General features: G+C 62.1%; 22 protein-coding genes. 10 read left to right on the top strand and 12 right to left on the bottom strand.

What is annotated here, in order from left to right; translation table 11 throughout:
- Positions 1-15: 15 nt before the first annotated feature.
- The 8 genes from trpC to ABEA58_RS11780 all read right to left on the bottom strand — a co-directional run bounded on the left by trpC (position 16) and on the right by ABEA58_RS11780 (position 7,646).
- On the bottom strand, positions 16-810 hold the full coding sequence (gene trpC / locus ABEA58_RS11815; protein WP_345551750.1) for an indole-3-glycerol phosphate synthase TrpC: 795 nt from the start codon (positions 808-810) through the stop codon (positions 16-18).
- Positions 807-1,856, bottom strand: a complete 1,050-nt coding sequence (trpD, locus tag ABEA58_RS11810; RefSeq protein WP_345551749.1) for an anthranilate phosphoribosyltransferase — start codon at positions 1,854-1,856, stop codon at positions 807-809. Before trpD ends, trpC begins: the two co-directional genes overlap by 4 nt.
- A 45-nt stretch (positions 1,857-1,901) precedes the next feature.
- Positions 1,902-2,480, bottom strand: coding sequence for an anthranilate synthase component II (locus ABEA58_RS11805; protein WP_345551747.1), 579 nt, complete (start codon positions 2,478-2,480; stop codon positions 1,902-1,904).
- Positions 2,477-3,349: an ion transporter gene (locus ABEA58_RS11800; RefSeq protein ID WP_345551745.1), complete on the bottom strand. Its 873-nt coding sequence runs from the start codon at positions 3,347-3,349 to the stop codon at positions 2,477-2,479. The genes ABEA58_RS11805 and ABEA58_RS11800 overlap by 4 nt, the downstream gene beginning before the upstream one ends.
- Positions 3,342-4,853 (bottom strand): anthranilate synthase component I, encoded by a 1,512-nt coding sequence (gene trpE / locus ABEA58_RS11795; protein WP_345551743.1) that lies wholly within the window; start codon positions 4,851-4,853, stop codon positions 3,342-3,344. Before trpE ends, ABEA58_RS11800 begins: the two co-directional genes overlap by 8 nt.
- 266 nt (positions 4,854-5,119) lie before the next feature.
- A complete protein-coding gene (gene rpe / locus ABEA58_RS11790; RefSeq protein WP_345551742.1) occupies positions 5,120-5,785 on the bottom strand; it encodes a ribulose-phosphate 3-epimerase in 666 nt (221 codons plus the stop codon).
- Positions 5,786-5,865: 80 nt separating this feature from the next.
- Complete coding sequence (gene murU, locus ABEA58_RS11785) at positions 5,866-6,570, bottom strand: N-acetylmuramate alpha-1-phosphate uridylyltransferase MurU (protein WP_345551741.1); 705 nt, start codon at positions 6,568-6,570, stop codon at positions 5,866-5,868.
- Entirely contained in the window at positions 6,567-7,646 is a 1,080-nt protein-coding gene (locus ABEA58_RS11780; protein WP_345551739.1) for an aminoglycoside phosphotransferase family protein, read from the bottom strand. The genes murU and ABEA58_RS11780 overlap by 4 nt, the downstream gene beginning before the upstream one ends.
- Before the next feature lie 399 nt (positions 7,647-8,045).
- Here ABEA58_RS11780 and ABEA58_RS11775 point away from each other — a divergent pair, with 399 nt between their 5' ends.
- From ABEA58_RS11775 to ABEA58_RS11755, 5 genes are read left to right on the top strand one after another with little or no spacing between them, the layout of a single operon-like run.
- Positions 8,046-10,637: an LPS-assembly protein LptD gene (locus ABEA58_RS11775; RefSeq protein WP_345551738.1), complete on the top strand. Its 2,592-nt coding sequence runs from the start codon at positions 8,046-8,048 to the stop codon at positions 10,635-10,637.
- 8 nt (positions 10,638-10,645) lie between these two features.
- Positions 10,646-11,983, top strand: a complete 1,338-nt coding sequence (locus ABEA58_RS11770; protein WP_345551737.1) for a peptidylprolyl isomerase — start codon at positions 10,646-10,648, stop codon at positions 11,981-11,983.
- Positions 11,980-12,981 carry a 4-hydroxythreonine-4-phosphate dehydrogenase PdxA gene (gene pdxA, locus ABEA58_RS11765; RefSeq protein WP_345551735.1) on the top strand — a complete coding sequence of 334 codons (1,002 nt, stop codon included), beginning with the start codon at positions 11,980-11,982 and terminating at the stop codon, positions 12,979-12,981. The genes ABEA58_RS11770 and pdxA overlap by 4 nt, the downstream gene beginning before the upstream one ends.
- Before the next feature lie 54 nt (positions 12,982-13,035).
- Positions 13,036-13,839 carry a 16S rRNA (adenine(1518)-N(6)/adenine(1519)-N(6))-dimethyltransferase RsmA gene (gene rsmA / locus ABEA58_RS11760; RefSeq protein ID WP_345551734.1) on the top strand — a complete coding sequence of 268 codons (804 nt, stop codon included), beginning with the start codon at positions 13,036-13,038 and terminating at the stop codon, positions 13,837-13,839.
- A gap of 34 nt (positions 13,840-13,873) precedes the next feature.
- On the top strand, positions 13,874-14,686 hold the full coding sequence (locus ABEA58_RS11755) for a symmetrical bis(5'-nucleosyl)-tetraphosphatase (RefSeq protein ID WP_345551732.1): 813 nt from the start codon (positions 13,874-13,876) through the stop codon (positions 14,684-14,686).
- Between the two features lie 223 nt (positions 14,687-14,909).
- Here the strand turns inward: ABEA58_RS11755 and galE are convergent, their stop codons facing one another.
- Entirely contained in the window at positions 14,910-15,935 is a 1,026-nt protein-coding gene (galE, locus tag ABEA58_RS11750; RefSeq protein WP_345551805.1) for a UDP-glucose 4-epimerase GalE, read from the bottom strand.
- A 382-nt stretch (positions 15,936-16,317) separates the two neighbouring features.
- Here galE and ABEA58_RS11745 point away from each other — a divergent pair, with 382 nt between their 5' ends.
- From ABEA58_RS11745 to ABEA58_RS11735, 3 genes are all read left to right on the top strand, one after another.
- Entirely contained in the window at positions 16,318-18,240 is a 1,923-nt protein-coding gene (locus ABEA58_RS11745; RefSeq protein WP_345551731.1) for a PrkA family serine protein kinase, read from the top strand.
- 179 nt (positions 18,241-18,419) lie between these two features.
- A complete protein-coding gene (locus tag ABEA58_RS11740) occupies positions 18,420-19,697 on the top strand; it encodes a YeaH/YhbH family protein (protein ID WP_345551803.1) in 1,278 nt (425 codons plus the stop codon).
- Entirely contained in the window at positions 19,697-21,277 is a 1,581-nt protein-coding gene (locus tag ABEA58_RS11735; RefSeq protein ID WP_345551729.1) for a SpoVR family protein, read from the top strand. Before ABEA58_RS11740 ends, ABEA58_RS11735 begins: the two co-directional genes overlap by 1 nt.
- 302 nt (positions 21,278-21,579) lie before the next feature.
- Here the strand turns inward: ABEA58_RS11735 and ABEA58_RS11730 are convergent, their stop codons facing one another.
- Positions 21,580-22,146: a helix-turn-helix domain-containing protein gene (locus ABEA58_RS11730; RefSeq protein WP_345551727.1), complete on the bottom strand. Its 567-nt coding sequence runs from the start codon at positions 22,144-22,146 to the stop codon at positions 21,580-21,582.
- 556 nt (positions 22,147-22,702) lie between these two features.
- On the opposite strand from ABEA58_RS11730, the gene ABEA58_RS11725 reads away from it, so the two are divergent.
- Positions 22,703-23,923, top strand: a complete 1,221-nt coding sequence (locus ABEA58_RS11725) for a multifunctional CCA addition/repair protein (RefSeq protein WP_345551725.1) — start codon at positions 22,703-22,705, stop codon at positions 23,921-23,923.
- On the top strand, positions 23,916-24,653 hold the full coding sequence (locus tag ABEA58_RS11720) for a pteridine reductase (RefSeq protein WP_345551724.1): 738 nt from the start codon (positions 23,916-23,918) through the stop codon (positions 24,651-24,653). The genes ABEA58_RS11725 and ABEA58_RS11720 overlap by 8 nt, the downstream gene beginning before the upstream one ends.
- 81 nt (positions 24,654-24,734) lie before the next feature.
- Here the strand turns inward: ABEA58_RS11720 and folK are convergent, their stop codons facing one another.
- Positions 24,735-25,235: a 2-amino-4-hydroxy-6-hydroxymethyldihydropteridine diphosphokinase gene (gene folK / locus ABEA58_RS11715; protein WP_345551722.1), complete on the bottom strand. Its 501-nt coding sequence runs from the start codon at positions 25,233-25,235 to the stop codon at positions 24,735-24,737.
- A gap of 2 nt (positions 25,236-25,237) precedes the next feature.
- On the bottom strand, positions 25,238-25,618 hold the full coding sequence (gene folB, locus ABEA58_RS11710) for a dihydroneopterin aldolase (RefSeq protein WP_345551720.1): 381 nt from the start codon (positions 25,616-25,618) through the stop codon (positions 25,238-25,240).
- Positions 25,619-25,620: the final 2 nt, after the last annotated feature.

Raw genomic sequence — 25,620 nt, 5'->3', positions numbered from 1 at the left:
CAGCCTGGGCCGGTATCAGTTGAACATCTCCAGCAGTCGACGCCCCGGCTCTTTCTCGCGCATAAAGGCTTCGCCCACCAGAAAAGCGTGCACATCGTGGCCGCGCATTGCCGCCACATCATCGGTGGTGTGAATGCCGCTCTCGGTGACGACGATACGGTCGTCGGGAATCCGCCCCAGTAGCTGGAAGGTGGTCTCAAGCTGCACTTCAAAGGTGTGCAGGTTGCGGTTGTTGATGCCGATCAGCCGGTTGGGCAGGACCAGTGCGCGCTCCAGCTCCGCCCCGTTGTGGACTTCCACCAGCACGTCCAGGCCGATTTCCTGTGCCAGACCATTGAGGTCGCGCATCTGGCCATCTTCGAGGCAGGCGGCGATCAGCAGGATACAGTCGGCGCCGATGGCGCGGGCTTCATACACCTGATAGGGATCGACGGTGAAGTCCTTGCGCAACACCGGCAGGCGCACGGCACCGCGGGCCTGCTGCAGGTAGGCATCGGCGCCCTGGAAAAAGTCCACATCCGTCAGCACCGACAGACAGGCGGCGCCACCCTTCTCGTAGCTGGTGGCGATTTCCGCCGGGATAAAATCCTCCCGGATGACCCCCTTGCTGGGGGAGGCCTTCTTGATTTCCGCGATGACCGCGGCCTCGCCGTCGCTGAGCTTTTGCTCAATGGCCCGCACAAAGCCGCGCGCCGCTGGCTGTGCCGCGGCGCGCTCGCGCACTTCTGCCAGCGGGGTCTTGCCGCTGCGCTCCGCCACCTCTTGCCACTTGCGCTCGATGATGGTTTTCAGGATGGTCGGGGTACTCACTGGCTCACCTCCACTGGCCGGAAGGCGCTGGTGAACGCCGCCAGGTCTTTGATTTTCTCCGCCGCCAGGCCGCTGGCAATGGCGTCCTGTGCCATGGCCACACCCTGCTCTGCCGTATCGGCCACGCCGCTGACGTATATCGCCAGCCCGGCGTTGAGGGCGATCAGGTCGGCGGCTTTTTCCGCTGCCGCCGAGGCGCGCTTGCCGAGGGCGTCCTCAATCAGCGCCAGCGACTCCGCTGCGCCTTCCACCTCCAGCCCGTCGAGGCTGCGGCACTCGATGCCGAAGTCTTGCGGGCGCAGGGTGCGCTCGCGCAGCTGACCATCTTTCAATTCCACCGCGAAGGTATCGGCGGCGAGACTCATCTCGTCGAGGCCGTCCTCACTGTGCAGCACCAGGACATGCTCGGAGCCGAGGGTCTGCAACACTTCCGCCAACATGCGGCAGTAGCTGCGATCGTAAACACCGATCACCTGCCGCTTGACGCCGGCGGGGTTGGTCAGCGGGCCGAGCACATTGAAGATGGTGCGCATGCCCAGTGCGCGGCGCGGCGCCACCGCGAAGCGCATGGCGCGATGAAAGCTGGGCGCAAACATAAAACCGACGCCGATGGTGTCGATGCAGCGGGCCACCTGTCCGGGGTCCAGCTCCAGATAGATACCGGCCCGCTCCAGCAGATCGGCGGCGCCACTGCTGGAGGAGACCGAGCGATTGCCGTGCTTGGCAACCCGCGCGCCAGCGGCGGCGGCAACGAAGCTGGCAGCGCTGGAAACATTAAACAGGTTGGCGCCATCGCCGCCGGTGCCGACGATATCCACCGCATCCTGATGCTGCATGGGCACCTTGATGGCCAGCTCGCGCATGGTTTCCACCGCGCCGGTAATTTCTTCCACGGTCTCGCCACGGATACGCAGGGCGACCAGCAGGCCGGCGATCTGCGCATCCTCCGCCTCGCCGCGCATGATCTGGCCCATCACTTCGCGCATCTGCGCGCGGCTGAGGTTTTTATTGTCCACCAGTCTGGCGATAGCATCCTGTATCAGCATACCCCCCCCCTTTTTTTAAATTTTTAATTGTGTAACGAGGGCCGCTCAGGCCTCGAGAAAGTTGCGCAGCATATCGTGGCCGTGCTGCGTGAGGATGGATTCGGGGTGGAACTGCACCCCCTCCACCGCCAGCTCGCGATGACGCAAGCCCATAATCTCGTCGATCTCACCGTCCTCGGTCTCGGTCCATGCGGTGATTTCCAGACACTCCGGCAGGCTGCCTTTCTCCACCACCAGTGAGTGGTAACGGGTGGCCTCGAACGGGTTCGACAGATTGTGAAACACCCCCAGGTTGTTGTGCACGATGGGGGAGGTTTTGCCGTGCATCACCTTGCCCGCGCGCACCACGCGCCCACCGAAGACCTGCCCGATGCTCTGGTGGCCGAGGCAGATACCCAGGATCGGTACGCGCCCGGCAAAACGGCGGATGACATCCAGCGAGATGCCCGCTTCATTGGGGGTACAGGGGCCGGGGGAGATGACGATTTTCTCCGGCGCCATCTGTTCGATTTCATCTACCGAGATTTCATCATTGCGCTTGACCACAACCTCCGCGCCCAGCTCCGCCAGGTACTGCACCACGTTCCAGGTGAAGGAATCGTAGTTGTCGATCATCAGAATCATTGCGCGGCTCCTCCGGGGGTTCTGTCGGTCGATGGGACCGGTGCGTCCTGCATGCGCTTTTGCAGGCGCGCCAGGGCCTCTTGTGTGGCGCGCAGCTCGCGCAGTATTTCTGTCTGGCTGGGCGGCATCTGCAATTCATCCAGCCGGCGCAGCTTGGCTTCCTCGAGATTGTTCAGCACCACGCCGATAAACAGGTTGATCATCACGAAGGCCCCCATGACCACGAAGCTGACAAAGTACACCCAGGCCCAGGGCATGACCTCCATGGCGGTATACATGATGTCCGTCCAGTCCTCGAAGGTGACGATACGGAACAGGCTCAGCAGCGCGATGGGCAGGTTGCGCCAGTGGGTCGGGTCAATTTCGTGGAAAAGAAAATAACCGGCGACAGCGTAGATATAAAAAATAATCCCCATCAGCAGCGCGATGTGGAACATGCTAGGCAGACTGCGCAGCAGCGTATCCACCAGCAGGCGCAGCTCGGGAAAAGCCGAAACCAGCCGCAATACCCGCAGCACCCGCACCAGCCGCGCCAGGGTGGCCAGCGGACCCGCCGCCGGGATCAGGCTCAGGGCGATAATGGCGAAATCGAAACAGTTCCAGCCACTGGCGAAATAGCGCCAGGGGCGATTGCCATGCGCCGCCATCTTGACCAGCGCCTCCACCACAAAGGCGGTCAGGATCAGCCGGTTGATCCCCTGCAGCAGCCCCTCGAAACGCTCGATGACCCAGGCCGATGTCTCCAGCCCCACAGCGACGCCATTCAGCAGAATCAGGCCGATGATCAAACGGTTGAACAGGGGCGCCGCAACGATGCGCTGGCAGACCTCAGCTACGGACAGCGCCGGTGGCGCCGACACTTCACTCATGGTGCGCCACCTCAACCTGGCGACTGTGGGCGCCGCCGGCGGTCGCCATGGCTGTGGCCTTAAACAGGGCGCGGCCCTTGTTCATGGTCTCTTCCCACTCCGCCTGCGGGTCGGAGTCCGCCACCAGGCCGGCGCCCGCCTGGATATAGACCCGCCCGCCTTTGATGACCGCGGTGCGTATGGCAATGGCGGTATCCATATTGCCGTTCCAGGCCAGGTAACCCACGGCACCGCCATAGATACCGCGCTTCTCGGGCTCCAGCTCGTCGATAATTTCCATGGCGCGGATTTTTGGCGCCCCGGATAAAGTGCCCGCCGGCAGTGCCGCGCGCAGGGCGTCGATGCCGTTGAGACCGGCCTTCAGTTGGCCGGTCACGTTGGACGTGATGTGCATGACGTGGGAATAGCGCTCCACCACCATCTGCTCGGTCACACTGACACTGCCGGTCTCGGCCACCCGGCCCACATCGTTGCGGCCCAGGTCGATCAGCATCAGGTGCTCGGCAATCTCTTTCGGGTCGGCGAGCAGCTCCCGCTCCAGGGCGAGATCCTCGGCCTCGGTGACGCCGCGGCGGCGGGTGCCCGCCAGCGGGCGCACGGTCATGGCGCCTTCTTCCAGATGCACCAGAATCTCCGGGCTGGAACCGACCACCTGGTGATCGCCCAGGTCGAGGAAATACATATAGGGTGAGGGGTTGAGGCTGCGCAGCGCCCGGTACAGGTTCAGCGGTGGCGCGGCAAACGGCGCCGAGAGGCGCTGGGACGGCACCACCTGCATTACATCGCCGGCGAGAATGTAGTCCTTCACCCGGTCGACCCCAAGCTTGAACTCGGCCTCGCCAAAGTGGGATTCGAAGGCGCCCTCTTCCAGCCCGGCGCCATCCAGATCCAGCTGCACCGTGTCCGGCAGTGGCTGGGAGAGCTGCGCCACCAGCGCATCGAGGCGCTGCTGGGCGCGCTGGTAATCGTTTTCCCGCTGCGGGTCCGCGTGCACGATCAGGATCACGGCGCCGGCCAGGTTGTCGAACACCACCAGTTCGTCGCTGACCATCAGCAGGATATCCGGGTTGCCGAGGGTATCCGGCGGCGCCGTGTGCGCCAGTCGCGGCTCGATATAGCGCACGCAGTCGTAACCGAAATAACCGACAAGACCGCCGTTAAAGCGCGGCAGGCCCTCGAGTTCCGGCACCCGGTAGCGGCCCTGGAATTCCTCCACAAAGGCCAGAGGGTCCGGGCTCTCCACCTGCTCGGTCACTTGGCCATCGGTCTCGACTGTGACCTGGTGGCCGCGGACTTTAAGCAGGGTGCGGGCGGGCAGCCCGATAATGGAATAGCGGCCCCACTTCTCCCCGCCCTGCACGGATTCAAACAGGTAGCTGTGGGGGCCTGCGGCCAGCTTCAGGTAAGTGGAAAGCGGGGTTTCAATATCTGCCAGCACACGGCGCACAAGGGGTATACGGTTGTATCCCGCGGACGCAAGTTGGCTGTATTCGCTGGGTGTCATGGCGACTCCGGGTGCTCTGGTGGTTTTACCGAAGTAATTACCTGGGTATCGGCAACTCGGGCGGCAGCAACAAAAACTCCGCCCGCGGGGAAGGGGCCGGCAACGCGGGTGCGGGCCTCAGCGGATCAGTGGCGCCATCGCCAGCTGGTGATATGGGGAACGAGTGGGTTCACGGGACTGCCTCGATTTTCGAGCCGCCAAGTTTACAAAGCCAGCACCGGGTGGACAAGCGCCGGCCTGTCTACCACGGAGCTTAGGACAAAAAACTAACTTTCCAGCGCTGTGCGCATGGCGGTGATCGCCTCGGCGTAGTCATCCGCATTGAAAATGGCGGAGCCGGCGACAAAGGTATCCGCACCCGCAGCGGCGATTTCGGCAATATTCTGCCCGGTGACGCCGCCGTCGATCTCCAGGCGGATATCCAGTCCGGAATCGTCGATCAGCTGGCGCGCCTCGCGCAACTTGCCCAGGGTGGCCGGGATAAACTTCTGGCCACCGAAGCCGGGGTTGACCGACATCAGCAGCAGCATATCCAGCCGATCCATCACGTAGCGCACAGAGTCCAGCCCGCTGGCCGGGTTGAGCACCAGCCCCGCCTTGCAGCCGAGGCTGCGAATCAGCTGCAGGGAGCGATCCACATGTCGCGAGGCCTCCGGGTGGAAGGTGATATAGGTGGCGCCGGCATCGGCGAACATTCGGATCATGTCGTCCACCGGCTCCACCATCAGGTGCACATCGATGGGGGCCTTGACGCCGTGCTTGCGCAGGGCCTGGCACACCATCGGGCCGATGGTCAGGTTGGGGACATAGTGATTGTCCATCACATCGAAATGCACCCAGTCCGCGCCGGCTTCCAGTACCGCATCCACTTCCTCGCCCAGGCGGGCGAAATTGGCGGAGAGAATCGAGGGGGCAATCTTGTAATCCGTCATGTGCAGTCTTCCCAGTGGGTTTGGCCCCATGCGATGGCATGGGCGAGGATGCGGAATTGTAGCGGAAATCCGCTGTCGACTCAGGCGACGCTGCCGCGCAGGCGCTCGTCCAGTCGCCGCAGGCGCTCGGGGGTGCCCACGTCGCACCAGTCGCCCTCAAACAATTCCGCCTGCAGGCGCGCCTGATGGTGCACAAAGATCTCACCGAGGCCGAAACAGGGCCGCACCCTGGGGTATTCAGTCAGCAATTGCGGTCGCAGCCAGCTGATGCCGGAGAAGGTGTAGCGGGGCATGGCGGTGCCGGACAGCAGGCCATTGTCGATACCAAAATCCCCTGCGGGGTTATGGGACGGGTTCGGCACCATCAACAGCCGCCCGGGGCAGTCATCCGGCAGCGGTTGCCGCAGCCAACTGCGGAGATCGAAATCGCACCAGACATCACCGTTCACTACCAGAAAGGGCGCGTTACCCAGCAGCGGCAGCGCCTTGAGGATACCGCCAGCGGTCTCCAGGGGCTGCTCCTCGACGGAATAGCGGATATCCAGCCCCCAGCGCTCGCCGTCGCCCAGCCGGGCGCGGATTTTCTCGCCGAGATGCCCCAGATTGATCACCACGCGGCGCACGCCGATCGCCGCCAGCCGCTCAAGGGCGTGCTCGATCAATGGCTTGCCGGCCACCGGCAGCAGCGGCTTCGGGGTCTGCTCGGTGAGCGGGCGCATGCGCTTGCCATAGCCGGCCGCCAGCACCATCGCCGCGGGTATTTGTGTCGTCTGTGTTGCACTCATTGCGGCATTCTTTGCAGGGCGGCGCCGGGCTCTCCAGCGGTACGGTAATCCCGGTACCAGCTCTGTTGCTCGATCAGTGGCAGCAGGGATTCGCGGAACCAGTCCGCGAAGGGCGCGAGATCAGGGTAGCGGGCGGCCACCTCCAGGGTATAGCGAATCACCAGGGGCAGGTCCGGCAGGTATCCGGGCTTGCGATCCCGCAGCCACAGGCGCGGGAACAGCCCGAGCACTTTAATGTGGCGCTGCAAACCCATCCAGTCGAACCAGCGCAGGAATGTCTGCGGATCCGGTGCGGTGATAATGCCGGCGGATTCGGCGGTGGCGGCATAGCAGAGCGCCCAGCGCTCCACTTTTTCCCGCGGCCAGCGGATGTAGCAGTCTCTCAACAGGGAGACCAGGTCATAGGTGACAGGCCCCCACACCGCATCCTGGAAGTCCACCACACCGGGGCGCTCGCCGTCGCGGATCATCAGGTTGCGGCTGTGGTAATCCCGGTGCACCAGCACCTGCGGCTGCTCGGCGGCGCTATCCAGCAGCAGGGAGAAGGTACGCTCCAGCAGCGCGTTCTCGGATGCACTGAGGGTGTACCCCAGCATCTGCCCCGCCAGCCACTCCGGCAGTATGCGCATTTCCGTCAGCAACAGCTCGCGGCTGTAGGGGGGGAATAGGTCGCCACTGGGCGGAATCTGCTGCAGGCACAGCAGCTCGCTCAACACTTCGCCGTAGAGCCCCTCGACACTGTCATCATTCAGAATACTGAGCAGCTGGCAGTCACCCAAATCCTCGAGCAGCATAAAGCCGTGCTCGACATCCGCCTGGGAAACCATCGGGGTGTGGATACCGTGGCGGCGCAGGTAATCGGCAAGGGCCACAAAGCGCGCCGGGTTGGTGCGCTCCGGCGGGGAATCCACCGCGATCAGGCTCGGCACCGTGAGCGTGCGGAAATATCGGCGGAAACCGGCGTCACCGGCCAGCGGCTGCAGGGCGAGGCTGTCACCAGCCTCCAGAGCGCGCCCGGCCCAGCCGCACAACGCTTCGCGCCGCTGATCCACTACATCTGTCGAACGCTCACTCATGAGCCACTGCCACTCCAACTGTTCCGGGCCGCATTGTAACGGGGCACAGCACCCCATGCAGCAAAAGCTCCCATTTCGCCATATTCGGGGCCGCCGAGTCCACTGCCGTGTTGGACCACCTGGTAACCGGATGAGTTGCGCGGCGGGCAACATGCGCCAATTGCCGCCAAAAGACCGGCATTTCAGTTTAGCCCCGCGCGCAATTCCAGTGGCGCCGCCACAGCCGGGCTGCGCGGAGCGTTAACGGTGTCTACATTCAATCTACATTCAAGTAGAATTCCGGGCTGATTTTTTGGCGCGCGTGCGCGCTCCCCCCCTCAGGAAGAAACACAAACAATAGTCGGAACCAATCACCCGATGCTGGATTTCCCCCGCTGGCCCCGCATGCAAAGACTCGCCATGGCAATTGCGCAGACATCCCGCCCGCGCCGGCGGCTGGGCCTGGGCACCCTCGGTGCGCTCAGCCTCACCGTTGCCGGTCCCCTGTGGGCGCAGGGCCCCTTACCCGGCGAACAGCCGGTGCCCCAGCAACAGGGTGAAGAGGGCTTCGCCGAATACAACCCCTACCGCTACCTGGACTGGCTGCCAGCCTGGCAGCTGCCCCCGGAAATGCGCCCGGCCCAGGCCACCGCCTGCAGTGGCGCCTTTGTGGCACCGCCCCGGAATTACCGGGATGCGGACCTGCTGCCGGAATCCGCGCCGCTGCGCGCTACCGCCGATGCCTCGGAATGGCTGGACGACGGCACCGCGAGACTGAGCGGCAATGTGCACATCACCCAGGGCTACCGGCAGCTGTTTGCCGACCAGGTCGATATCAACCGCGGCGAGAGCACGGCCACCCTGCGCGGCGCCATCGAAATCCGCGAGCCGGACCTGCTGGTGCGCGGACTGGCCGCGGAAATTCGCACCGACAGTCAGGCGGCGGACATTGAAGACGCCACTTACGTCCTGCACAGCGAGTTTGTGCACGGCAGCGCCAGCTTTGCCTCCCGCGAGGCGAGCGGTGAACTGATCCTCATCGACGGCAATTACACCCGCTGCGAACCGGGCAATGTGGTCTGGCAAATGAGCGGCGGCGAAATCCATATCGACAATGTGGAACGCCAGGGTGTGGCGCGCAACGTGCGCCTGGAAATCCTCGATGTGCCGCTGTTCTACCTCCCCTATATGCGCTTTCCCGTCGGCGCAGACCGGCTGTCGGGTGTGCTGTTCCCGAGCCTCAGCAACAGCGACGAGAACGGCTGGGATATCGCCATCCCCTATTACTGGAATATCGCGCCGCAAATGGACGCCACCATCGTGCCGCGCTATATCCAGTACCGCGGCACCGGCGCCGAGGTGGAAGTGCGCCACCTCAGCCAGTTGTTTAACAGCGAGCTGCGCGCCGCCGGCCTGCCCAACGACAAGGGCGGCAACGACGAGGATGCCGAGGAGCTGATTCGCCAGGGGTTCCCCGAGGAACTGGTGCTGCCGGCCAAGGGGAAAAACCGCTGGCTGATCAATGTCGAGCAGCAGGGCAACGCCAACACTTTCTGGCGCACCGATATCGACTACGCCAAGGTCAGCGACCCCGACTATTTCCGCGACCTGGACACCGCCAACCTCAGCGTTTCGGCGCAGTCCAGCCTCAACCAGCGCGTGGCAGCGACCCTGTTCAGCGATCACTGGAGCGCCACCCTGCGCACCCAGGACTACCAGCAGCTGGTCAAGGACCGTTTCGACACCTACCGCCAGCTGCCGCGCCTGGATGTGGACGGCAACTACCGCTGGGGCGACTGGTCCCTGAGCATGGACCACGAGATTACCCGCTGGGATCACGACGACCAGCAGACCATCCGCTTTATCGCCGACGTGGGCGACCCGGATAGCGTCACCGAGCGCAGCCGCAACTTCGTCAACGCCGACCGCGTGCGCCTGGATTACGAACTGCAGTGGGAAAAGCAATGGCTGTGGGGCTATGTCACCCCGGGTGTTGCCGCCCGCTATCTGGGCTACCGCATCGACCCACTGTTTCTGAACCCGGACGCCAGCGACTCACCGGATGCTTCCGCCGCCCAGTTCACCCTCGACAGCGGACTGTTTTTCGAGCGCGACGCCAGTGTATTCGGCTTCGACCTGGTGCAGACCCTGGAGCCGCGCCTGTTCACCCTGCTCAGCTCAGACGCTGACCAGAGCGGCTTTATCAATGTCAGCACCGACCCTCTGGACGGCGGCAACGACCTGCTGTTCGACACCTCGCTGTTCACTTTCAGCTACGACCAGCTGTTCCGCGACAGCCGCTTTACCGGCAATGACCGCATCGACGACGCCGATCGCGTGGCCCTGGGGCTGACCTCGCGAATCATCGACCCCCTAAGTGGGCGCGACCTGTTTGCCCTCAGCGGCGGACAGATTTTCTACCTGCAGGACCGCAAGACCACCCTCACCGGCATCACCGAGGACGCGCCCCGCTCGGAATTCGCCGCGCGCCTGGAGAGCCGCCCCATCCAGCCACTGCGCATCAGCAGCGAGCTGATTTACGACGACGACCGGGGCGAGCTCAACCGGGGCAATGCCAGCCTGCGCTACCTGGACAGCGACTTCCGCCTGTTCAACCTCTCCTACCGCTATTTGCGCCGCAGCGAAGTGGGGGATCTGGACGGCGAGCTGGTGCGCGGCTCCATTGAGCAGCTGGACGCCTCCATGGTGCTGCCGGTGTCCCCCACCACCGCGCTGCTGGCGCGGGCCAACTACGACATGACCTTTAACCGGGAACTGGAGTACATGGCCGGCGTCGAATATGACAGCTGTTGCTACATGGTGCGGCTGGCCTGGCGCCGAACCCTGGATAATGATCTGGCGGACGTGGTGTCCCCCGAGGAGCTTGAGTTTGACGAGGGTATTTACATAGAGTTCCAGCTCAAGGGGCTCGCCAGTCTGGGCACCAGCGTGACCAGCATGCTGAATCAGGGCATCCCCAATTTCGAACAGAGAGAACAACTGAAACCGTGATGAAAATAATGACCGCATTCGCACTCAAGCGGGCACTGCTGCCCGCCCTGGCCCTCTGTGCCGCCGTGGCCGCCCCGGCGCTGGCCCAGGTGCAGAAACTCGATCGCGTAGTCGCGGTGGTGGACGACGACGTGGTAATGGCCAGCGAGCTGCAGCAGCGTCTCGGCACCATCGCGGCACAGATTCAAGCGCAGAACGTCCAGGCCCCGCCCATCGATATACTGCGCCGGCAGGTGCTGGAACAACTGATCATCGAGCGCCTGCAGCTGCAGATGGCCTCGCGCGCCGGGGTGACCATCTCCGATGCCGAGCTGGACCAGGCCATCGCCCGGGTGATGCAGAATACCGGTGCCAGCCCCGAGCAGTTCCGCCAGCGCCTGGCCGCCGACGGCCTGTCGATGCGCTCTTTCCGCCAGCAGATTCGCAACGAGCTGCTGATCCGCCGGGTCGAGCAGGGCAGTGTTAACCGTCGCATCCAGATCAGCGACCAGGACATCGATAATTTCCTGCGCTCCAAGGAGGGGGAATTCTGGAAGTCCCCCCAGTTTGAGCTGGGCCACATCCTGATCCCGGTCAACTCCAGCGCGCCCGCCGACGAGGTCACCAAGGCCCGCGAGAAAGCGCAGCAGCTGGCACAGCAGGCCCGCGACGGCGCCGACTTCCGCCGGCTGGCGATCGCCAATTCCGCCGGCCAGAACGCCCTGTCCGGCGGCGACCTGGGCTGGCGTAAAACCGTGGAGCTGCCGACCCTGTTTGCCGATGCCCTGCAGGGCCGTGGTGTAGGCGATGTCACCGAGCCTTTCCGCAGCGACGCGGGCTTCCACCTGCTTAAGATCCACGCCCAGCGCGGCGCCAGCGAGCAAGTAGTCGAGCAGACCAAGGTGCGCCATATCCTGGTGAAGACCTCCGCCATCCGCGATGACGACGCGGCTTACAACCTACTGATCGACCTGCGCAAACAGCTTGAGGGCGGCGCCTCTTTCGATGAACTGGCGAGGGAGAACTCCGAGGACATCGGTACCATGCTCGCCGGTGGCGACCTGGGCTGGTCCATGCCCGGGCAGTTTGTGCCGGAATTCACCCAGGCCATGAACAATACCCCGGTTGGCGAAACCAGCATGCCGTTCAAATCGCAGTTCGGCTGGCACATCCTGCGCGTGGACGGCCGTCGCAACCAGGACATGACCGAGCAGTACATCCGCAATCAGGCCGCCAACCTGCTGCGCAACCGTCGTTATGAGGAAGAGCTGCAGAACTGGCGCCGCGAGATTCGCGACCAGGCCTTTGTAGAGATCAAGCTGCCAGACCTGCAGGACGACAACAGCGCAGACAGCGCCCGGCAATGATCCCACGCATCGCGTTTACTCCCGGCGAACCCGCCGGGATCGGCCCGGAGCTGGCGGTCAGGCTGGCCAACAGCCGCGCCGCTGACCGCCGCCGCGCGGCGCAGATCGTTGCCCTGTCCGATCCCGACCTGCTCGCGGACACCGCCGACAGGATGAACCTGCCCCTAAACCTGATCCCGTTTGACCCTCACGCGCCGGCGGCCGACACCCCGGATGGCAGCCTCTTTGTGCAGCCGTTCAGGCTGGCGGAAACCGCCGTGCCGGGCAGGCTCAATGTCGCCAATGCGCCCTTCGTCATCGACACCCTGCAAAGTGCCGCCCGCGGCTGCCTGCAGCGCCGCTTCGACGCACTGGTGACCGGCCCGGTGCACAAGGGCATCATCAATGAGGCGGGCGTTCCTTTCAGTGGGCACACCGAGCTGTTTGCGGAAGCGGCCGGCGCCGAGCGGGTAGTGATGATGCTGGCCGCGGACGAACTCCGTGTCGCGCTGGCCACCACCCACCTGCCGCTCAAGGATGTCAGCGCGGCCATCACCGGCGAGCGGCTGCAGCAGGTTATCCTGATCCTGCATCAGAGCCTGCGCGACCAGTTCCGCATCGGCGCACCGCGTATCGGCGTCTGCGGCCTCAACCCCCACGCCGGCGAGGGCGGCCACCTGGGTCGGGAGGAGATCGACGTGATCGAGCCCACCCTAGACAGGCTGCGCGCACAGGGGCTGCACCTGCTGGGCCCGCTGCCCGCCGACACCCTGTTCACCCCGCCGCAACTGGCGCGCTGTGACGCGGTGCTGGCCATGTACCATGATCAGGGGCTGCCGGTGTTAAAATTCAAGGGATTCGGCCACGCGGTGAACATCACCCTGGGGCTGCCCTTTATCCGCACCTCGGTCGACCACGGCACCGCCCTCAATATCGCCGGGCGCAACGAAGCCGACTGTGGCAGCCTTCGCGCCGCGCTTGCCCAGGCAGTACAACTGGCAGAGCTGCGGGCTCTCTAGTCGATTACCGATAGCCGAGCCGCGGTACTGCAGCAGAGACAGACAGAATTTCCTATGGATCACTTTTTTGAGCACAAGGCGCGCAAGCGCTTCGGCCAGAATTTTCTGGTCGACGAAAATATTATTGAGCGCATCGTGCGCGCCATCGCGCCAAAAGCGGATGACCGGCTGGTGGAAATTGGCCCCGGTCAGGGCGCCATCACCGCGCTGCTGCTGCAACGCTGCCCATCGCTGACGGCGGTGGAACTGGACCGGGACCTGATCCCGCTGCTGCAATTCAAATTCCGCGACTACCCGGATTTCAGCATCATCGAGCAGGATGCGCTGAAGTTCGACTTTGGCGCCCTCGCCGGGGATGAGCCGCTGCGCATCGTCGGCAACCTGCCCTACAACATCTCCACGCCGCTGCTGTTTCACCTGCTGAGCTTCCGCGGCAAGGTCCGCGATATGCACTTTATGCTGCAGAAGGAAGTGGTGGATCGGCTGAGCGCGGTGCCCGGCAAGAAGTCCTTCGGCCGCCTGAGTGTCATGGTGCAGTACCACTGCCGGGTACAGGGCCTGTTTCCGGTGCCGCCGCAATCTTTCCGCCCCGCGCCTAAAGTCGACTCGGCCATCGTTCGCCTGGTGCCCCACGCGAGCCCTCCCTACCCGGCGCAGGACGAGGCACTGCTGGAACGGCTGGTCAACGTGGCCTTCCAGCAGCGGCGGAAGACGCTGCGCAATGCGATCAAGCCTCTGTACCCGGAACTGGATGCCTCCACCCTGCCGGTGGATGCCGGCCGCCGGCCGGAAACCCTGAGCGTGCAGGAATTTGTACAGCTGGCCAACCACCTGTCCGCACTGGATCTGGATCGGTAACCGGTAACGTAACGAGAAAGCCACGGGGACTATTTTGGCCACTTACGCCATCGGAGATATTCAGGGCTGTTACGAGCCTTTTATGCGCCTGCTGGATAAAGTCCACTTTTGCCCCGACCGGGACAAGCTGTGGCTGGCCGGCGACATGGTGCACCGCGGCCCCGACAGCCTCAGCACCCTGCGCTTTCTCTACGAGCACCGCGCCCAGGTGACCGCCGTTCTCGGCAATCACGATCTGCACTTGCTGGCGCTGGCTCACGGCGCCAAGCGCCTGACGGACAGAGAACACGACCTGGCGAAAATCCTGCGGGCAAAAGACGCGGATAAGCTACTGAGCTGGCTGCAGGGGCTGCCGCTGGTGGTGCACAAGAAAGACTTCACCATGGTCCACGCGGGCATCCCACCCATGTGGAGCGTGAGCAAAGCGCTGGAGCTCTCCCGCGAGGTGCACCGCGCGCTGGCCGACGACGCCATGGCCAAGGCCTTTTTCTACGGCATGTACGGCAATGAACCCCACTGCTGGGACGATCACCTGCTGGGTATCGAACGGCTGCGGGCAATTACCAACTACTGCACCCGCATGCGTTTCTGCAAGGCAGACGGCACCCTGGATCTGGTCACCAAGCGCGGACCGGAAGCCGGCCACAACGGCTATAAACCCTGGTTCAGCCACCCGGAGCGCAAGACCCGCAACAACAAGATTATCTTCGGCCACTGGGCGGCCCTCGAAGGCCGCGCCGATACCCCCAACGTCTACGCGCTCGACACCGGCTGTGTCTGGGGCGGCTATCTCACCGCCCTGCGCCTTGGCGACGAAAAGTTTTTCTGCGCGGATTGCGGCGCCTGAGCCTCGAAGGCAACAGAGCCAAACGCATCACGAAAAGCACCTCGCAAAACAGCCATGAGCCGTAATCGTCACGGCGGTTGCCCGCCGCGATGTCAGCCAGGGAACTGCGGCGCGCGGGTTTTGCGCGCATAGTTATGCAATCGTTATCCCTAGCACAAATGACAACAGCGACCTGTTCCGGCGCGAGGCAGGGAGAGCGGCGAAAACTCAGACTTACCCCGGCTCAGTCGCCGTAGCCATTGGGGTTCTGCGACTGCCAGCGCCAGGTGTCTTGCGCCATTCGCAACAGGTCGTACTCGGCGCGCCAGCCCAGCTCCTGTTCCGCCAGCGCCGGCGCAGCGTAATACTCGGCCACATCACCTGGGCGCCGGGCCACCACACTGACGGGTATTGTCTTCCCACTCGCTTGCTCGAAGGCTTTAACCACCTCGAATACCGAGCTGCCGCGGCCTGTACCGAGGTTGTAGGTGTAACAGCCCCGATCCGTCCCGGGCCGGCTCAGCTTATCCAGCGCCGCCAGATGTCCTCGCGCGAGATCCACCACGTGGATATAGTCCCGAACGCCAGTGCCGTCTACAGTATCGTAATCATCGCCAAATACCTGCAGGCTTGGCAGCCGACCCACCGCCACCTGGGCCACATAGGGCAACAGGTTATTGGGAGTGCCGCGGGGATCCTCTCCAATCCGGCCACTTTCATGGGCGCCAATGGGGTTGAAATAACGCAGCAGGCTCACCTTCCACTGGCTGTCCGGGGCTGCGCAGACATCCCGAAGAATATTTTCCACCATCAGCTTGCTGGCGCCGTAGGGGTTGGCGGGGTCCGTCGGACAGTCCTCGGGCACCGGTACAATTTCCGGGTCGCCATAAACAGTCGCAGAAGAACTGAAGACCATGTGGCGAACACCAAATTCTTCCATCGCCTCACAGAGCACCAAGGTAGCCGCCACATTGTTCTGATAATAACGCAGCGGTTTGGCAACCGATTCTCCCACCGCCTTAAGTCCAGCAAAGTGAATGACCGCTTCAATCTTATGGCGGGTAAAAACCTCACGAAGCGCGGAAGCATCACCGACGTCGGCGATGTAAAGCGGAACTGACTTGCCGGTGATCGCCTCCACCCGGTGCAGGGCTTCCGCGCTACTGTTGCAGAGATTGTCCAGTACCACTGGCTCCCAGCCCGCATTAATCAGTTCCAGACAGGTGTGACTACCGATATAGCCGGCACCGCCGGTCACCAGGATCGCCATGGGTAAATCTCCAATCATTGGTCGCTCGGCAGGGACGCCGTCAGGGGCGCATAGTAGAGCGCAAAACTGCCGCCCAATTCAACCCATGTTGGCGGCTGCGCCCGCCGCACCGCGAACGGAAAGCTATCCTCAATATGCAAGAGGAGCTTTGACAGCTTCTCGCTTGGCGACACACCCGGTGTCCCACAGGTAATAAAGATAGAGTTCAGCGCAGAAGCGCCTTTCAGTCATCGCGATACCTGCCGTTCTGTTCGCGTCCGCATCGTCTAAGGCACGGGTCAGTTGTTCACACAGGCGAAAGCCTCTGCGATACCCCAGCTTGCATGATACTGGTGCGACTGGCTGGAAGAGCTGTCCGACACGCCAAAGGGAGTTGTGCACAATGACGATTTTTAATCACTACCTGGAGCGGTATGAAGCCATCCAGGATGAAGAGCTCAGTATTCAGGAATACCTGGAGCTATGTAAGAACGACCGCAGCGCCTACGCATCGCCCGCCGAGCGCATGCTGATGGCCATCGGCGAGCCGGAACTGGTGGACACTTCGCGGGACCCGCGCCTGTCGCGGATCTTTTCCAACAAGGTGATCAAGCGATACGCCGCATTCAGCGAATTCTATGGCATGGAAGAGGCGATCGAACAGATAGTCTCCTTCTTCCGCCACGCGGCGCAGGGCCTGGAGGAGAAAAAGCAGATCCTCTACTTGCTGGGCCCGGTGGGCGGCGGTAAATCGTCACTGGCTGAGCGGCTCAAGGCGCTGATGGAAAACATCCCCATCTACGCCATCAAAGGCTCGCCGGTATTTGAATCTCCCCTGAGCCTGTTTTCCCCGGAGGAGGACGGGCAGATCCTGGAGGAGGACTATGGCATCGCCCGGCGCTATGTGAACACCATCATGTCCCCCTGGGCGGTGAAACGCCTGCACGAGTACCGAGGTGACATCAGCAAGTTCCGGGTGGTGAAAATCCGCCCCTCCATTCTCGATCAGGTCGCGATTTCCAAGACCGAACCCGGCGACGAAAACAATCAGGACATCTCGTCCCTGGTCGGCAAGATCGATATTCGCAAGCTGGAGGATTTTCCACAGAACGATCCCGACGCCTACAGCTTCTCCGGCAGCCTGTGTCGCGCCAATCAGGGGTTGATGGAATTCGTGGAGATGTTCAAAGCCCCCATCAAGGTTCTGCACCCACTGCTGACCGCCACCCAGGAGGGCAACTACAACAGCACCGAGGGCCTGGGCTCCATCCCCTTCAACGGGGTCATCCTCGCCCACTCCAATGAATCTGAATGGCAGGCTTTCCGCAATAACCGCAACAACGAGGCATTCCTCGACCGCATCTATATCGTCAAGGTGCCCTACTGCGTGCGGGTTCAGGAAGAGATCAAGATTTACAAAAAACTGCTCGAACACAGCTCGCTTTCCAAGGCGTCCTGCGCGCCGGATACGCTGCGCATGCTGGCCCAGTTTTCTGTACTGTCCCGCATCAAAGACCCGGAAAATTCCAGCGTTTTCTCCAAGATGCGAATCTACGACGGTGAAAACCTGAAAGACACCGACCCCAAAGCCAAGACAATCCAGGAGTACCGCGACAACGCCGGTGTCGACGAGGGAATGAACGGCCTCTCCACCCGCTTTGCCTTCAAAATTCTGTCCAAAGTGTTCAACTTCGACGCGACAGAAGTAGCCGCGAACCCCGTGCATCTTCTGTACGTACTCGAACAGCAGATCGAGCAGGAACAATTTCCTCCCGAGCAGCAGGAGCGCTACCTGGGTTTTATCAAAGAATATCTGGCCCCCCGCTATGTCGAGTTTATCGGCAAGGAAATACAGACGGCTTATCTGGAATCCTATGCCGAATACGGACAGAACCTGTTTGATCGCTATGTGACTTATGCCGACTTCTGGATTCAGGATCAGGAGTACCGCGACCCTGAAACCGGTGAAATTCTTGATCGTGGTGCATTGAACGAAGAGCTGGAGAAAACAGAAAAACCGGCCGGCATTTCCAACCCCAAAGACTTCCGCAACGAGATCGTCAACTTCGTACTGCGCGCCCGCGCCAACAATCAGGGTAAAAACCCGGACTGGCGCTCTTACGAAAAACTGCGCTCTGTCATCGAGAAGAAGATGTTCTCCAACACAGAGGATCTCTTGCCGGTGATCTCCTTCAACACCAAAGCCTCCGCTGAAGACAAGAAAAAGCATGCCGACTTCGTCGCCCGCATGGTTGAGCGGGGCTATACCGAGAAGCAGGTGCGACTGCTCTCGGAGTGGTACCTGCGGGTTCGCAAGTCGCAGTAATCCAGCAGTACACGCGGGGCGCCAGCTGGCGTCTTGCGGTACTGACAGGAAAGCCCAGAGCGCCACATCCCCGCTGCCGCAGCGCAGCGGTTGGCGCCCAGCGGCAACGGGATGCGCAGGTGCGCGTGCCCCAGGGCAACGCCAGCTACCGCAGCCAAGCACTGGTCAGAGGCAGTAATATGAGCTACATCATCGACCGCCGGTTAAATGGCAAGAAAAAAAGTACCGTAAACCGGCAGCGTTTTCTGCGGCGTTATAAAGCCCACATCAAAAAGGCCGTCGGCGAGGCCATGACCAACCGCTCCATTATGGATATGGACAAAGGCGAGCGGATCAGCATTCCCACCCGAGACATCAATGAGCCGACCTTCTCCCACGGCCCCGGGGGTCACGTCGATCGGGTGCTGCCGGGCAATAGGGAGTTTGTCTCCGGCGACCGGATTCCGCGCCCGGGACAGCAGGGTGCCGGTGGCGCAGGCAGCGGCGCCAGCGACAGTGGTGAAGGCGCGGACGATTTTGTCTTCCAGATTTCTCAGGAAGAGTTTCTCGATTTCATGTTCGAGGGCTTACAGCTGCCCAACATGATCAAGCGCCGGCTGGCCGGCAATGAAACTTTCAAGATGGTTCGCGCCGGCATCAGCAATGAAGGCACACCCGGACGCATTAATGTGGTTCGCTCTCTGCGCGCCGCCAATGCCCGCCGCATTGCCCTGACCAGCAGCAAACGCCGCAACCTGCGGGAACTTGAGGCGCAGCTTGAGCAGGAGGAACTCAAGGACCCCGCCCTGCGAGACCAGCGCAAGCTGGACACTCTTAAGCAGGATATTGCCGAACTGCGTGCGCGTATCGAGCGAGTACCCTTCCTCGACGATTTCGACCTGAAATACAACCTGCTGGTCAAACAGCCAAAGCCAAGCTCCAAGGCGGTCATGTTCTGCCTGATGGATGTTTCCGGCTCCATGAATCAAGTTACCAAGGATATGGCGAAGCGCTTCTTCCTGCTTCTCTACTTATTTCTCCAGCGCAGCTATGAACACACAGAGGTGGTCTTTATCCGCCACCACACCAGCGCCAAAGAGGTCGATGAGGAAGAGTTTTTTTACTCCCGCGAAACGGGCGGCACCATTGTCTCCAGCGCGCTGAAACTGATGCGCAGGGTCATGCAGGAGCGCTACCCCGCCAGCGAATGGAATATCTATGGTGCGCAGGCATCGGATGGGGACAACTGGAACGACGACTCCAGCACCTGCCACAAGATACTGATCGACGACATCATGCCCCACGTGCAGTACTTCTCCTATGTGGAAATCACCCCCAGGGATCACCAGGCGCTGTGGCAGGAATACGAAAGCGTGCGCACCCTATTCCCCGAGCACTTTGCCATGGAGCAGATCGTCAACCTGCAGGATATCTATCCGGTATTCCGTCAATTGTTCAGTCAGAAGGTGGCCGCGTAATGCTCGATCAATTTCCAACCGCACCGGATGCGAAATCACAGGGGCCCATCTCCACCACTTCCGAGTGGACTTTCGAACTGATTCAGGAGTACGACCGGGCCATCGCAGAAATCGCCGAGGAATTCGGTCTCGACACCTACCCGAATCAGGTAGAGATCATCAGTTCAGAGCAGATGATGGACGCCTATTCTTCGGTGGGAATGCCGGTGGGCTACAACCACTGGTCCTACGGCAAGCAATTCATCAGTGTTGAGAACAATTACCAGCGCGGCCTGATGGGCCTCGCCTATGAGATCGTTATTAATTCCAATCCCTGCATCGCCTACCTCATGGAAGAAAACACCATGACGATGCAGGCACTGGTCATCGCCCACGCCTGTTACGGACACAATTCCTTCTTCAAGGGCAACTACCTGTTCCGCAGTTGGACCGATGCCAGCAGCATCATCGACTACCTGCTCTTCGCCAAGAACTATATCGCCAAGTGCGAGGAACGCCACGGCCTCGAAGAGGTGGAGGCCATTCTCGACTCCTGTCATGCATTGATGAATTACGGCGTGGATCGCTATAAACGACCCTATCCGATTTCTGCACTGGAAGAGGAACGGCGCCAGAAAGAGCGCGAGGAATACCGCCAGCGCCAGCTTAACGACCTGTGGCGCACGATCCCCAAGATGGGCGAGGGCCCGGAAGAAAAATCTGTGCACCGGTTCCCGGAAGAGCCTCAGGAAAACATCCTCTACTTTATTGAAAAGAATGCCCCCCTGCTGGAGAACTGGCAGCGGGAACTGGTGCGGATCGTGCGCAAGCTGGCGCAGTACTTTTATCCGCAGCGCCAGACCCAGGTGATGAACGAGGGCTGGGCCACCTTCTGGCACTACACGCTTCTCTCCGAGCTTTACCGCCGCGGGCGCGTGACCGAGGGCTTCATGATGGAGTTCCTGCAGAGTCACACCAACGTGATCTACCAGCCCCCGTATGACAGCCCCTATTTCAACGGCATCAACCCCTACACCCTCGGCTTCAGTATTTTCAGCGACCTGCGCCGGATCTGTGAAGCGCCGACAGAAGAGGACCGGGCCTGGTTCCCGGATATCGCCGGCAGCAACTGGAAAGAGACTCTGCAATTCGCCATGCGCGACTTCAAAGACGAGAGTTTTATCCTGCAGTTCCTGTCTCCCAAGGTCATGCGGGATCTCAAGCTGTTCTGTATCAGTGACAATGACCGCGAAAAAGAGATGGTCGTGGGATCAATCCACGATGAGGACGGCTACCGGCAACTCAGGGCCGACCTGGCCGGACAGTACAACCTCGGCAACCGCGAGCCGAATATCCAGGTTTACTCGGTGGACACCCGCGGCGACCGCTCACTGACCCTGCATCACACCCAATACCGGCGCCGCCCGCTGGGCAAGGACACCGCCGAGGTGATGCGGCACCTGCACCGCCTGTGGGGCTTCGATGTGCATCTGCACAGCCTGCATGACGATGAGATCACCGCCAGCTATCACTGCCCCGAACAGGGGCGGGATCGCCCGGAGCACGAGGACGATCTCATGCTGATCCCCAAACCCATTTGAGTGACCCCTGCGTATTCAACCGCCCCTCCACTAATCGGGTCGGCTTACCTTGAGTGACTGACTGAGGTCTATTGAACAGAAGCGCTCACAAGGGGGGGGCTCACGGGGAAAACCCACCGGAAAAGAGTTCACCCGGGACCGGGGCAGGAACTGCCCCACCAAAGGGGAAACCCGGGAGCGCAGGCCGCGATCTCAGATGATCCGAGCCAAGAGCGGCGCTGGCAGGGGCAGGTCAGGCCAGATCAAGCCACACGAGACGTAACTACCCAGGAAGGGAAGCCTCGGCCTGCAAGGGAAAAGCCTCAGATATCGAGCAGCAGCTTCACCTTGGCCACCAGCTCATTGTGATCCACCGGCGATGCCACAACCGCGTCCGCACCCGCTTCCAGCCAGCGCTGCCGGTCCTGCCCATCACTGGGCGCCACCACCAGCGCATGCACATTGGCATACTCGCTGCGGGAACGCAGATGGTCGAGGATCTGGAAAACGTTCAGCTGGCTCTCGTTGCCATCAAGCAGCAACAGCGCCGGTTTGCAGGCCGCCATCTGGGTGCCGGCGATAAAGCTGTCCCCGGCAATATCCACTTCGCAACCGGCCTGCTGCAGGGCCTGCCGACCGGCACCGGCGATCGCCGGGTCGGAGGTCAGCAGCAACACCTTGCGGCTGGCGCCGGCCAGTTCGCTGGGCACCGGCATGGCATTGTCGCGCAGAAAACCGACGAAATCCTCAACGCAGATGCGATGGTCACCGCGACCGGGCAATTTGTAGGCCTTGAGCTGCCCCCGCTCAATCCAGCGGATTACTGTTCGAAAATTTACACCGCAATAACGCGCGGCCTCGCCGGTAGTGAGCACATGCAGTTCATTCATTTTTATAACTCCCCCCAACATCCTGCAAACACTGACAGGGGCCCCAAAAAAGCCGGGGCAACCCTAGTTGCATACAGGCAGCTTAACCCGAATTTATCCTGTGAGCACCCGGTACTCTTATAAATTATGCTGCCAAAGACTGCAAAAACAGGCCGAAGCTCGGCTCTGACAATTCCGCCCTGTAGAGCATTGACGAAGGAGGCGCTTACCCCCTCAACAAAAAGCACTAAACTGCAGTTGACAGGTTGGTCAGCTTAAATACAATGCGCAGGATTTTCAGGGGCGCAAGCCTTCACCCCGAACAGATTCCTCTCCGCAGCCCCCGCCGCCCAAATCCGGCAGCTGGAGCCACGGACACCCTCCTCGTTAGGAATACCCTAAGACTCTTGGCCCCCTTGTCTTTTCGGGGCCTTTTTTTTATCTTGCCGAAGCATCGCGCATCTTTTGTACCGTTGCGCCTCATCCTTTCATCTGCGGTCAACGCCGATATAGAAGAATTTATGGCTGTATTCGGCACCACCATTTCTCGGCCTCAACCACTCCCGGGGCTCGCCTCGTGAATATCTATCTGGTTGGCGGCGCCGTTCGCGACACACTGCTGAACCGACCGGTCCATGAGCGGGACTGGGTGGTGGTCGGCGGCGACGAGGCCGCCATGAAAGCGCTGGGTTACACCCCCGTCGGCAAAGACTTTCCGGTTTTCCTGCACCCCGAGACCGGCGAGGAATACGCGCTGGCACGCACCGAGCGCAAGAGCGGCCACGGCTACGGCGGCTTCACCGTGCACGCCGCGCCGGAAGTCACCCTGGAGCAGGATCTCCAGCGCCGCGACCTCACCATCAACGCCATGGCGCAAAGCGAATCCGGCGAACTCATCGACCCCTACGGTGGCCGCAGGGATCTAGAGGCCCGCAGGCTGCGCCATGTTTCGCCGGCCTTTGCCGAAGACCCGCTGCGCATCCTCCGCGTAGCCCGCTTCGCCGCCCGCTACCACCACCTGAGCTTTACCGTCGCCGATGACACCATGGCCCTGATGCGCGCGATGGTCGCGGCCGGCGAGGTGGAGCACCTGGTGGCCGAACGGGTATGGAAGGAAATCAGTCGCGCTCTGACCGAACCGGACCCGGACATCTTTATCCAGGTACTGCGGGAGTGCGGCGCCCTCGGAATACTGCTGCCGGAAGTGGAGCGGCTGTTTGGCGTACCTCAGCCGCCCACACACCACCCCGAGATAGACACCGGCAAACATCTGTTGCTGGCCCTGAAAGCCGCCCCGCCCCAACTGCCGGTGCGCTTCGCCGTGCTCCTGCACGATCTCGGCAAGGGCATCACGCCGCAAGAGGTACTGCCCAGCCATCGCGGCCACGAAAAAGCCGGGCTGCCACTGGTCAAGGAAGTCTGTCGCCGCCTGCGAGTGCCCAGGGAGCTGACCGCGCTCGCCACCGGGGTGTGTGAATACCACCTGCACTGCCACCGCGCCTTTGAACTGCGGCCGCAGACCCTGATGAAAATGCTGCGCGCACTGGACGCCCTGCGTCGGCCGCAGCGCTTTGAGGATTTCCTGCTGGCCTGCGAAGCCGATGCCCGCGGGCGGGAGGGCCTGGCTGACCGGGAGTACCCACAGGTGGACTACCTGCGTGCAGTGCGCGCCGCCGCAGCCGCGGTCTCAGCGCAGCCCCTGATCGAGCAGGGCTTCGAGGGCGCGGCACTGGGCAAGGCGCTGGACCGCGCCCGCATCGAGGCGATTGCGAGAGTCAAAGAGGCATACCATGCGTAACGCTCTGATCACCGGCGCGGCGGCGCGCCTCGGCCGGGCCATCGCCCGCGAACTGCACCGGGACCACCGCGTCATCATTCACTATCGTCACTCCGCCACCGCCGCACAGCGGCTGGCACAAGAACTGAACCAGCTGCGCCCGGACTCCGCCGCCGCGCTGCAAAGCGACCTGGACTGTGCCGCCGGCTGTGAACAGCTCGCACAGCAGGCCCGCGATCTCTGGGGCGGCGTCGATGTGCTGGTCAACAACGCCTCGTCGTTTTATCCAACACCGATAGGCAGCGCCAGCGAAAAGGACTGGGATCAGCTGCTGGACAGCAACCTCAAAGCCCCTTTCTTTTTGAGTCAGGCACTGGCCCCCAGCCTGGTCGAACGCAGTGGCTGCATCGTGAATATGATCGACATCCACGCCGAGCGCCCCATGCCCCGGCACACCATCTACTGTACCGCCAAGGCCGGGCTCGCCATGCTGACCAAGAGTCTGGCCCTGGAGCTGGCCCCCAGGGTGAGGGTCAACGGCGTGGCGCCCGGTGCCATACTCTGGCCCGAACAGCAAACGGGGGATGCAGGCAGCGAGGAAAACAAGGCGCGCACCCTGTCCCGTATTCCGCTGGCCCGCACCGGCAGCGAAGCGGACATCACGCGAACCGTGCGCTTTCTGGTCGACGAGCCGTCCTATATCAGCGGGCAGATTATCGCCGTGGACGGCGGGCGCAGCCTGACTACCTGACTCGCAGGTGAAACCTGGCCCAGCGCAGCGGGGCCTGCGCTGGACAGAGATGGAAGGGGGAAAGGGGAGGAGAAGTGCCCGTCAGGGCCAGACAAAATCCACCGGCCACAGCTTTTGCCTGCCTTTATCGTACTGCGCCCACATTTCGGCAAAAGTTTCGCCACTGAGCGGATGGCGCTGCGCCGGCGCCAGCTCGGCCAGCGGCAGCAGCACGAAGGCATTTTTCACAATCTCGGCGCGGGGCAGCTGCACGCCATCAAACTCTCCAGCCAGCTCGTCATAGGTGAGGATATCGATATCCAGCGTCCGCGCGCTGAACTTGGGGCCGCCGCGCACCCGCCCGTTGGCATCTTCGATGGCGCGCAGGCGCAGGGAAAGCTGGCCCACCGGCAGGTCGGTGTGCACACCCACCACCAGGTTGTAGAAGTTCTCGCCGTCGAAGCCCACGGCCACACTCTCAAACACCCGCGATACCCGCAAGGCGCCCACACCGCCAAACTCCCGTGCGAGCGCATCGAGGCCGGCACGGATATTTCGCTCGCGGTCGATATTGCTGCCGAGACTGAGAAACACCTGCGCCACGCCTACACCCCCGCAGCCGCACCGGCGACGGGCCGCTCGCCGCGCTCGATCATCACGCCCACATCGCGGGAGCCGCGCACGGCGCCGGGCTTTGACAGGCGCAGGCGCAACCAGGACACATTGAATTCGTCGCGGACGATGGCGGCGGCCTGATCCGCCATGGTTTCCACAAGCAGGAACTCGCTGCCCTCGATAAACGCGATCAGGCGCTTGGCCACCGCCTTGTAATTCAGGGTGTACTCGATGTTATCGGTGCGGGCCGCTGCGGAAATATCAAAGGCCATTTCCAGGTCGAGGCTCACGGTCTGACGAACCTCCCGCTCCCAGTCGTAAATACCGATGATGGTGTCGATCTTCAGATCGCGAATGTAGACGATGTCCATGA

Origin of the sequence: Microbulbifer aestuariivivens (genome assembly GCF_039545115.1) — a bacterium.
Classification (GTDB): Bacteria; Pseudomonadota; Gammaproteobacteria; order Pseudomonadales; family Cellvibrionaceae; genus Microbulbifer; species Microbulbifer aestuariivivens.
The sequence above is the reverse complement of the archived record's forward strand: the minus strand, read 5'-3'. Positions and strand labels throughout refer to the sequence as shown.

Bases quoted from the DNA above. Each gene is read 5' to 3' on its own strand.
- ABEA58_RS11770 (WP_345551737.1), top strand. From the start codon at position 10,646: ATGACCGCATTCGCACTCAAGCGGGCACTGCTGCCCGCCCTGGCCCTC.
- folB (WP_345551720.1), bottom strand. From the start codon at position 25,618: ATGGACATCGTCTACATTCGCGATCTGAAGATCGACACCATCATCGGT.
- rsmA (WP_345551734.1), top strand. From the start codon at position 13,036: ATGGATCACTTTTTTGAGCACAAGGCGCGCAAGCGCTTCGGCCAGAAT.
- ABEA58_RS11730 (WP_345551727.1), bottom strand. From the start codon at position 22,146: ATGAATGAACTGCATGTGCTCACTACCGGCGAGGCCGCGCGTTATTGC.
- ABEA58_RS11775 (WP_345551738.1), top strand. From the start codon at position 8,046: ATGGCAATTGCGCAGACATCCCGCCCGCGCCGGCGGCTGGGCCTGGGC.
- ABEA58_RS11720 (WP_345551724.1), top strand. From the start codon at position 23,916: ATGCGTAACGCTCTGATCACCGGCGCGGCGGCGCGCCTCGGCCGGGCC.
- ABEA58_RS11805 (WP_345551747.1), bottom strand. From the start codon at position 2,480: ATGATTCTGATGATCGACAACTACGATTCCTTCACCTGGAACGTGGTG.
- trpE (WP_345551743.1), bottom strand. From the start codon at position 4,853: ATGACACCCAGCGAATACAGCCAACTTGCGTCCGCGGGATACAACCGT.
- galE (WP_345551805.1), bottom strand. From the start codon at position 15,935: ATGGCGATCCTGGTGACCGGCGGTGCCGGCTATATCGGTAGTCACACC.
- ABEA58_RS11780 (WP_345551739.1), bottom strand. From the start codon at position 7,646: ATGAGTGAGCGTTCGACAGATGTAGTGGATCAGCGGCGCGAAGCGTTG.
- ABEA58_RS11800 (WP_345551745.1), bottom strand. From the start codon at position 3,349: ATGAGTGAAGTGTCGGCGCCACCGGCGCTGTCCGTAGCTGAGGTCTGC.
- ABEA58_RS11745 (WP_345551731.1), top strand. From the start codon at position 16,318: ATGACGATTTTTAATCACTACCTGGAGCGGTATGAAGCCATCCAGGAT.
- ABEA58_RS11735 (WP_345551729.1), top strand. From the start codon at position 19,697: ATGCTCGATCAATTTCCAACCGCACCGGATGCGAAATCACAGGGGCCC.
- murU (WP_345551741.1), bottom strand. From the start codon at position 6,570: ATGAGTGCAACACAGACGACACAAATACCCGCGGCGATGGTGCTGGCG.
- trpD (WP_345551749.1), bottom strand. From the start codon at position 1,856: ATGCTGATACAGGATGCTATCGCCAGACTGGTGGACAATAAAAACCTC.
- rpe (WP_345551742.1), bottom strand. From the start codon at position 5,785: ATGACGGATTACAAGATTGCCCCCTCGATTCTCTCCGCCAATTTCGCC.
- ABEA58_RS11740 (WP_345551803.1), top strand. From the start codon at position 18,420: ATGAGCTACATCATCGACCGCCGGTTAAATGGCAAGAAAAAAAGTACC.
- pdxA (WP_345551735.1), top strand. From the start codon at position 11,980: ATGATCCCACGCATCGCGTTTACTCCCGGCGAACCCGCCGGGATCGGC.